The 9,629-nt window shown below is 43.4% G+C and carries 9 protein-coding genes; 6 read left to right on the forward strand and 3 right to left on the reverse strand.

Annotation, left to right across the window (positions count from 1 at the left end; translation table 11 throughout):
* The 3 genes from sufC to VIN08_RS21755 form a co-directional block, all read right to left on the reverse strand.
* Positions 1 to 485 (reverse strand): Fe-S cluster assembly ATPase SufC (gene sufC, locus VIN08_RS21745; RefSeq protein ID WP_331969720.1); only part of this gene is annotated, 485 nt, incomplete at its 3' end.
* Positions 486 to 529: 44 nt separating this feature from the next.
* The gene (gene sufB / locus VIN08_RS21750) at positions 530 to 1,975 is read right to left on the reverse strand and encodes a Fe-S cluster assembly protein SufB (protein WP_331969723.1); all 1,446 of its coding nucleotides are present in this window, start codon (positions 1,973 to 1,975) and stop codon (positions 530 to 532) included.
* Positions 1,976 to 2,133: 158 nt separating this feature from the next.
* A complete protein-coding gene (locus VIN08_RS21755; protein WP_079688822.1) occupies positions 2,134 to 2,598 on the reverse strand; it encodes an Lrp/AsnC ligand binding domain-containing protein in 465 nt (154 codons plus the stop codon).
* A 714-nt stretch (positions 2,599 to 3,312) separates the two neighbouring features.
* Here VIN08_RS21755 and VIN08_RS21760 point away from each other — a divergent pair.
* The 6 genes from VIN08_RS21760 to VIN08_RS21785 form a co-directional block, all read left to right on the forward strand.
* On the forward strand, positions 3,313 to 4,989 hold the full coding sequence (locus tag VIN08_RS21760) for an AMP-binding protein (protein ID WP_331969730.1): 1,677 nt from the start codon (positions 3,313 to 3,315) through the stop codon (positions 4,987 to 4,989).
* 37 nt (positions 4,990 to 5,026) lie between these two features.
* Positions 5,027 to 6,127, forward strand: a complete 1,101-nt coding sequence (locus VIN08_RS21765) for a hypothetical protein (RefSeq protein WP_331969733.1) — start codon at positions 5,027 to 5,029, stop codon at positions 6,125 to 6,127.
* An 80-nt stretch (positions 6,128 to 6,207) separates the two neighbouring features.
* Complete coding sequence (locus tag VIN08_RS21770; RefSeq protein WP_331969735.1) at positions 6,208 to 6,642, forward strand: TerB family tellurite resistance protein; 435 nt, start codon at positions 6,208 to 6,210, stop codon at positions 6,640 to 6,642.
* A 178-nt stretch (positions 6,643 to 6,820) separates the two neighbouring features.
* Complete coding sequence (locus tag VIN08_RS21775) at positions 6,821 to 8,266, forward strand: TonB-dependent receptor (RefSeq protein WP_331969738.1); 1,446 nt, start codon at positions 6,821 to 6,823, stop codon at positions 8,264 to 8,266.
* Positions 8,267 to 8,297: 31 nt separating this feature from the next.
* Complete coding sequence (locus VIN08_RS21780) at positions 8,298 to 8,705, forward strand: DoxX family protein (protein ID WP_331969741.1); 408 nt, start codon at positions 8,298 to 8,300, stop codon at positions 8,703 to 8,705.
* 72 nt (positions 8,706 to 8,777) lie between these two features.
* The coding region (locus VIN08_RS21785) for an alpha/beta fold hydrolase (protein ID WP_331969744.1) at positions 8,778 to 9,629 on the forward strand (852 nt) is incomplete at its 3' end.

Consider the following 9,629-nt stretch of genomic DNA (forward strand, 5'->3'; position numbering starts at 1 on the left):
AGCATTGCCATCTGGAAGATCTCGTTACGTTTCTTCTCACCACCGGAGAACCCTTCGTTGAGTGAACGATTCAATAATGACTGATCGATCTCTACGAGTTTCATTTTCTCTTTCATGAGACCGAGAAACGAAACAGCATCCAATGGTTGTTGTCCGCGATGTTGACGTATCTGGTTAACAGCAGTCTTCATGAAATTGATGGTGCTTACCCCTGGTATCTCTACCGGATATTGAAAGGCAAGAAATACACCTTCGCGTGCGCGTTCTTCCGGCTCAAGCTCTAAAAGATTCTTGCCGAGAAACTCCACTTCACCACCGGTTACTTCATACTCTTCACGACCTGCGAGTACAGATGCCAGTGTACTTTTGCCGGAACCGTTCGGACCCATAATAGCATGTACTTCTCCTGGCTTTACTTGCAGGTTTATTCCGTTCAGAATTTGTTTCTCCCCAATTTTTGCTTGCAGATTCTTTATCGTTAACATCTCTATCGCGTCTTAGTAAAAATTATAGTCTTGTTTTTATATTGTTATCCCACGCTTCCTTCCAGCGTTAAAGCCAGCAACTTCTGTGCTTCTACTGCAAATTCCATTGGCAGTTGATTCAGCACTTCTTTCGCATAACCATTCACAATCAGGGCAACAGCCGATTCTTCATCGATGCCTCGTTGCAGACAGTAGAAGATCTGATCTTCGCCAATTTTGGAAGTAGTAGCCTCGTGCTCGATCTTAGCAGAATTATTCTCAACATCTATATAGGGGAAGGTATGTGCACCGCATTTGTCACCCATCAGCAATGAATCACATTGAGAAAAATTGCGTGCACCTTCTGCACGTTTCATGATGTGTACCTGACCGCGGTAACTGTTCTGTGAGTGACCGGCAGATATACCTTTTGATACGATGCGTGACTTGGTGTTTTTACCAATGTGAATCATCTTCGTACCGGTATCAGCTTGTTGGTAGTTGTTGGTAACAGCCACGGAGTAAAATTCGCCCATGGAGTTATCGCCTTTCAATACACAGCTGGGATATTTCCAGGTAATTGCAGAACCAGTTTCTACCTGAGTCCATGATATCTTGGAGTTATCGCCAAAGCAAAGTCCACGTTTTGTTACGAAGTTATAGATACCACCTTTACCTTCTTTATCGCCCGGATACCAGTTCTGCACAGTTGAGTATTTTACTTGTGCATCTTTCATGGCATATATTTCGACTACGGCTGCGTGCAACTGATTCTCATCACGCATAGGGGCCGTACATCCTTCGAGGTAGCTAACATAAGAACCTTCATCAGCCACGATCAGTGTTCTTTCAAATTGGCCGGTGTTAGCAGCATTAATGCGGAAGTATGTTGACAGCTCCATCGGGCAACGAACGCCTTTTGGTATATAACAGAACGAACCGTCTGTAAATACAGCTGAGTTGAGGGCGGCAAAATAGTTGTCGTTAACGGGTACAACGGAACCCATATATTTCTTCACCAGATCAGGGTGCTTCAATACAGCTTCGCTGAATGAACAGAAAATGATCCCCAGTTCGCCCAGTGTTTCCTTGAATGTAGTGGCAACTGAAACGCTGTCGATTACGGCATCTACTGCTACACCGGTAAGGCGTTTTTGTTCTGTAAGAGATATACCCAGTTTCTCAAAGGTCTTGATCAATTCCGGATCAACGTCTTCGAGATTTTTAGGAGTTACTTTCTGCTTGGGGGCAGAGTAATAGATCACATCCTGGTAATTGATAGGAGGGTACTTTACATTTGGCCAGGTTGGCTCCTTCATCTTGGTCCACTGACGATAGGCATTCAAACGCCACTCCAGCAGCCATTCAGGCTCATTTTTCTTAGCAGATATAAAGCGAATTATATCTTCATTTAACCCTTTTGGAGCAGAATCGGTCTCGATATTGGTGGTCCAGCCGTGCTCGTATTCCCTGGAGGTTAACTCCTCTAACACCTGATTATCTTTACTCATTTACAAAGTCTATTTAGACTGATTATAAACCCACAAAGCTATAACAAAAATGAGATTTTTAGGTTCTCAGGCCAGTTTATTTCCCCATAGAAGTTTTCTATCGGTATATAAAGCCTTTCAAAGTCATTCTTACAAGGATGTGCGCGCTACCGGATTAATCAAGTCAGATTAAGACTTCGATCCAGACTTTCTTCCAGCGAGATCATTGTTTCGGTTCGTTCAATGCCTTCCACTTGCTGGATCTTATCGTGCAATACCTGTTTCAAATGGTTGGTATCCTTGCAGTGGATTTTGGTAAACATAGAGTAATTACCTGTGGTGTAATGAATGCTCGTGATCTCCGGTATTGCTTTCAGCTTTGCCATTACCTGGTCGTACAGCGCACTCTTTTGAAGGAAGATTCCAATAAAGGCGGTGATATCATAGCCCAACTTTGCATAATTGACTTTTAACGTGGTCTTCTCAACAATCCCCGCTTCTTCCATTTTGTTCATGCGTACGTGAACAGTCCCGCCTGAAACAAAAGCTTTTTTGGCAACTTCGGTATAAGGCTTCTTGGCATCCTGCATTAGAATCTCCAGAATCTTCAAATCCACATTGTCAACTTTATAATTTTCGGCCATATAAAAATTTGCGTTTTAAGGTTAATTCAAAAATACTAAATAAAATTGAAAAGTATACAAATATTCTTACTGTTTATTGATCCATGGAGCAGTTATGGTGTTACTTTGTTACATAATTTACAACGAGACGCACTGAAAGACACACACTGGACCCACACACAACATTGTAGGGTGTTGGAATTTGGCAGACATGCCCTCCGGTCTCGGGGGTGGAGAGAACAGGATAAAGTCCAGCCTTTGGCGACCTAACTGCTCCGTGGAGGTTCGAGCCCTCCCTCTACAGCAAAGTCCCTTCCCGATAACTATCGGGAGGGGCACCACACACAAAAACCATCACACAACTATATTGTAGGGTGTTGAAACTGGCAGACATGCCCTCCGGTCTCGGGGGTGGAGGTAAACGGAATAAAGCAATGCACCCTGATCCCGTCTTAAACAGACAAGATCAGGTCAGCGTCTAACCGCTCCGTGGAGGTTCGAATCCTTCTCCTACAGCAGCTCAGTTTAGGTTAATGAGTTATTCAGAGCTACCCGTCCCTCTAGGAGGGGCGGGTTTTATTTTTTTATCGCCTTCGTGACTTTCCACGTGTTCCTCTTCTAAATAGTTGCTAATCAATCAGCGAGATATAAATCTTGTGATCTAATTTGATTTGCTGCCAGACAATCGTTTGCTTTGGGAATCTAAGAAAAAGAAAATTTTTAAGATAGAGTGTTATGAAGGACTTTCCTTGGTTTAAACATTACCCCGTAGGCACCCCGCATGAAATCAATCTGTATGACTATAGCTCGCTAGTAGATCTCTTTGAGAAAAGTTGTGCGAAGTACCGCGATAAAGTGGCCTTTGTGAACATGGGAAAGGAGATAACCTTTAGCGAAATAGATGAGCTCTCCAAAAACTTTGCTGCATATCTGCAGAGTCTTGGTTTAAAGAAAGGCGATCGTATTGCTATACAGATGCCCAACCTGCTACAGTTTCCGGTGGCTTTCTTCGGAGCGCTGCGTGTAGGCCTCACCGTTGTAAACACCAATCCGCTCTATACTCCGCGAGAGATGGAGCATCAGTTTAAAGATGCAGGCGTTTCTGCCATTGTTATTGTAGCAAACTTTGCGAGCCACCTCGAAAAAATATTAGCCAGCACCAAGATCAAGCATATTATTGTTACCGAACTGGGCGATATGCTGGGTGGTATAAAAGGCTCCCTGGTAAATTTTGTAGTAAAGTATGTTAAGAAGATGGTGCCAGCGTATCATCTTCCCAATGTAATTCCGTTTAAGGAAGCTCTTCGTAAGGGAGCTACGCTGTCGTTTACCAAGACAGAAGTTACTGTAAAGGATATAGCGGTGTTGCAATATACCGGGGGCACTACCGGTATAGCAAAAGGCGCGAAACTATCGCATGGGAATTTGATCGCGCACAATTCCATGATCACCGAATGGTTCAGACCCTATATGTCGAAAGATGGCAGCGATATTATCATTACCGCTATACCGATGTATCACATCTTTGCTCTTTCGGTAAATGGGTTGCTGATGTTCAGCACCGGAGTAAAGAGCGTGATGATTACAAATCCGCGTGACATGAAAGGCTTTGTGAAGGAATTGAAGAAGTATAAGTTCTCGATCCTTACCGGTGTGAATACGTTATTCAATGGCTTGTTGCATACTCCTGGATTCAGCGATCTTGATTTCACGGTATTGAAAGGCGCAGTAGGAGGAGGCATGGCCGTGCAGGATGTTGTTGCAAAAAAATGGGAAGAAGTTACCGGTAAACCACTGGTAGAAGGTTATGGTCTCAGTGAAACATCGCCTGTACTGTGTTGTAATCCCCTCGATGGAAAACATCGTCTGGGCACTATAGGATTACCGATGCCAAGTACAGAGGTTGCTATATTTGATGACAACGGGAATCAATTACCACAAGGTGAAGTAGGAGAAATCTGCGCACGCGGACCCCAGGTAATGTCTGGCTATTGGGAAAAAGATAACGAAGGAGTTTTCTTCCATAATGAATGGTTCCGCACAGGAGATATAGGCAAGATGGATGAAGATGGATATTTCAAGATCGTTGATCGCAAGAAAGATATGATCAAGGTATCGGGCTTCAATGTCTTCCCGAATGAAATTGAAAATGTTATAGCTGCGCATCCGAAAGTATTGGAAGTAGCTGCTATAGGTGTGCCCGATGCAAAATCCGGTGAAGTAATTAAAGTATTCATCGTGAAGAAGGATCCAAGCCTGACAGAAGAAGAATTGAAAGCATACTTCCACGAGAATCTCACCAACTATAAAGTACCGAAGCACATCGAGTTTAGAACAGAATTGCCGAAGACCAACGTTGGAAAAATACTGAGACGTGCGTTGAAAGAACAGGAAGCCGCAGCGGCCGCCTGAGTTTTTCGATATATCTTCGCAGAAACCCTATACCCTCATGACCTCCAAGTTTCTTGTGCCGGCAGCGCTTGTATACGTGTTGTTGATCTCTTCGTCTAAAGCAGATCGTAATCTGTCCAATGTATTAATCGAAGAAGATTCATTGCTATATCCGCAGGAACGTCATATAAAAGATCTTCGTCAGCTTACATTCGGTGGCGACAATGCAGAAGCATACTGGAGTTTCGATAGCAAGAAGATTACCTTTCAATCCAACAATCGTTCATGGGGTTTACAATGCGATCAGATATTTTATACTGCGATTGATGATGCCAGTATGAAAGACAATCGTCCTGATCGTATCAGCACGGGCGAAGGACGAACTACGTGCTCGTATTTTCTTCCCGGAGATTCTCTTATACTGTACGCATCAACCCATCTTGGCAGTAAAGAATGTCCTAAAGAACCCGAGCGTAAACCCGGAGGTAAATATTTGTGGGCGATCTATGATTCATACGATATTTTTGTTGCCGATCTCAAAGGAAATATTCGAAAGCAATTAACCAACACCAAAGGTTATGATGCTGAAGCAACCGTATCACCGAAAGGTAATAAGATCGTTTTTACTTCAACACGTAATGGTGATCTCGACCTATATACCATGAACATCGATGGAACGGGCGTAAAGCAGATCACCCATGAATTAGGCTACGATGGCGGAGCATTCTTCTCACCTGATGGTAAGAAAATTGTCTTTCGTGCTTCTCGTCCTAAAACAGAAGAACAGAAAAAAGAATATCAGAAATATCTCAAGCAAGGTTTGGTAGCACCTACGGAAATGGAGATATATACCTGCAATACCGATGGCACCGGTTTGCGTCAGCTGACAAAACTGGGCAAAGCTAACTGGGCTCCGTTTTACCATCCTTCCGGTAAAAAGATACTCTTCTCCTCCAACCATAAGGGTACACGCGGCTTCGAGTTTAATATTTTTATGATGAATGATGATGGCACAGGGCTGGAGCAAGTTACCTACGACAAAGTATTCGATTCATTCCCGATGTTTTCACCCGATGGTAAAAAAATCATCTTCTCATCTAACCGTAACAATCACGGTACGCGTGATACAAATTTATTCGTGGGTAATTGGGTAGACTAAGTATATAAATCAACCGTAAATGTTGATTATCGATTACCGGCATCGTAATTTCAATTCACGTTATAAAAAACAACCTCACTATGATTGGCTTTTTTGAGCACCAGTATTTATCGTATAAAAAGAATCACATTAAAAATCTGCTGGCACTTGCCAAGGTGGATGGACACATGCACGAAAAGGAAGAGGCGCTGCTGTATAAAATTGGTAAGCGCTACGGACTGAAAGACCGGCAGGTAAAGGAACTGGTTGACAGCAATGAGAAATATAGTATCAACGTACCGGATAATCATAACGATCGGATGAACCTGCTATACGACCTGGTGTTAATGGTATATGCCGATGATGTAGTGGACCCGCACGAGATCGAGTTTTGTGAAGAAGCCGTAACGCAATTCGGCATGAAGAAAGACCTGGTGCAATGGCTGCTGCAGGAGTTTCATAAAGGTACACCACCACCGGTTGATGAATGGGAAGACATCAAACGCCAGGCAAATGAAAAATTCGCGATCGATTGATGAACTTGGATAAGGGTAGCGCTAAACGTTACCCTTTATTTTTTATAAAAGAGGCAAAATCCTACATATCAAAACTTTACAAGGTTGAGTGTAGTTATGCTTATAACTTTAAGTACATTTAACTTTCAACCATTTGGCATTAACGGTAAATTAGACGCGAAAGCAGGGAGACAGGCTTATGGAAGAATTTAGAAAACTCACTACGCAGGAAAAGGCACTGCGTATCAATTTAAGTAAATCAATTTACGGATCATTCGCTGAGATAGGTGCGGGACAGGAAGTGGCAGCGAACTTTTTTAAAGTTGGAGGAGCTTCCGGAACTGTAGCAAAGACCATGTCGGCCTATGACATGAAATTCAGTGATGCGATCTATGGCGTATGCGATCGATATGTATGCGAAGATCGCCTGGAGAGAATGCTCGATCACGAGTATGTTTTATTGCCAGAGCGTTTGCCACATCGCATAGAGAACACCAGGTTCTTTGCCTTTGCCGATACGGTAGAGATTCTCAACTACGAACGCACCAACCAGGGACATGGATGGATAGGACTTCGGTTCCAGCTTACACCGAAGAGCGAACCGAATGATTGCGTGATACACGTAAAGATGCTGGATACCGATCAGCTCCAGCAACAACTTGCGCTCGGTATTGTAGGTGTAAATTTATTGTACGCCTGTAACTTTATGAGCGACCCGGAAGATATACTGATGTCGTTGCTCGATGGGCTTACACCACGAAGAATTGAGATCGATATGTTCCGCCTTTCAGGGCCAGACTTCAAGCATGTAGACAATCGCCTCATGGCATTGAAGATGGTGAAGAATGGTTTAACCAAGGCTGCTATGTTCGGGCCGGATGGTAACGTGATGCAACCATCGGACGAACTATATAAGAAGAATGTGCTGGTGCTTCGCGGCCGCTTCCGTCCACCGACCCATGTGAATGTGGACATGCTGCTTACTTCGCGCAGGCATTTCAAACAGGAGAAGGATGTTGATCGCTCCAAGATCGTGTTGCTTTCCGAGCTTACATTGAATGACCTGAGTCCGGATGGAAAGATCGATGAGAAAGATTTTCTCCATCGTGCAGATATACTCTGTTCGCTAGGGCAAAATGTATTGATATCAAACTACTTCGAATATTACCGCCTCGTAGATTACCTGTCGAAAATTACAAAAGGTAAAAAGATAGGAATCATCATGGGTATATATGCGTTGCAAAAAGTGTTTGATGAAAAGACATACGAAAACACACGCGGTGGAATATTGGAATGTTTTGCTTCGCTCTTCGGCTCGAACGTAAAACTATATATATACCCGGCATTGCAGAAAGATTCTACTGAGCTCTTTACATTGAAAGATTTCGAAGAAGATCTTCCGAATAATCTGAAAAGCCTGTTCCGTTACCTGATGGAGAACAACAAGCTCGAAGATGTAAACGATGCGGATACACGCAAACTTCATATAATATCCGACAATGTGTTGGCAATGATCCGGAAAGGAGAGAACGGCTGGGAAAAATTTGTTCCGCATAAAGTGGAAGAAGCCATAAAGGAATATGGTCTGTTCGATTATCCGTTAACCAGTAAAGATTCAGTAGAGCAAGTCTCGGTAACGGGTTAGTTACATGATTGGCTGAAGACAGAGTATACCAATGAAACTTCCGCTTGACGACCTGGGTAAATGTATACTGCGATTAGCCGGAGGAGGTATACTTTTGTTTCATGGAGTCTTCAAAGTATTTACCGACATAGAACATGTTAAAAGATTAGTAGAAACTGCCGGCCTTCCGGCAGTTCTTGCTTATGGCAGTATCATCGGAGAATTTATAGCACCCATATTTGTTATTATAGGTTACAAAACAAGACTGGCTGCACTCATCATGGTTATCAATATGCTGATGACGATTGTAGTAGCGCATCGTGATCTTGTTTTCGAGCGCAATGATTTTGGCGGGTGGATGATTGAAACCAACATGCTCTTCTTATCTATAGCGCTCACAATTGCTTTTCTGGGAGCAGGCAGATATAGTCTTTCGAAAGGGAAAGGCTTGTGGGACTAGTGTAAACATTTAAGCGACAAACGAAACTTTCAACAGGGTTATCAAGTACTATGTGTCTTGAAAGATCCCCTTATGAAAGAAGTTCTAACCGTTGTAGCGCGCGATGGCATTCATTTATCCGCTACCTGCTTTATTGCCAAGCACCCCCATGAAAGGGTAGTGCTCATCAACTCCGCCACAGGAGTAAAACAACAATTCTATAGCGACTTTGCCAAGTGGCTTGCGAACGAAGGATTTCATGTATATACCTTCGACTATCGTGGTATAGGAAATTCGCGTCCTGAAAATTTGAAAGATGTATTGTACGACATGCACGATTGGTCTGCCGATGTTGATGCCATGATCAGCTATATTTCGCACGAGCACCCACATGCGCGGTTGATCATTGCAGGGCATAGCATAGGAGGCCAGCTTATTGGTATGGCGAACCTTTCACATCAAGCCGATGCTTTTGTGATGATCGGTTCACAAACACCTTACTGGAAAAATTATCCGGGCTTCATCATGAAGTTGAAGCTTCTCTTGTTCTGGTATATTCTTATTCCGGTACTCACCCGGTTGTTCGGTTATTTCCCTACCTCACGATTCAATTTGTTCGAAGATCTTCCGGAAGAAGTTGCCAGACAATGGTCGCGCTGGGCACGCAACAGAAACTATATATTTGATGAATTACCGGCTGAGCAAAAATCATTTGAAGCGCTGAGACAACGCACACTCGTGATCAGCTTCGCGGATGATACCCTGGCACCACCTGCTGCTGTACAGGATTTGAATCGCTTCTATAAAAATCTGAAGAGAGAACACTGGCATCTGCATCCCGATGATGTGATGAAAAAATCCGTTGGTCATTTTGGTTTCTTTCGCAAACAGATGGAGGCAGTGCTTTGGCGTGAAACTGCTCAATGGCTATTGAAAGATTTCTCT

The sequence above is a fragment of the Ohtaekwangia sp. genome, from assembly GCF_036568665.1.
GTDB lineage: Bacteria > Bacteroidota > Bacteroidia > Cytophagales > Cyclobacteriaceae > Ohtaekwangia.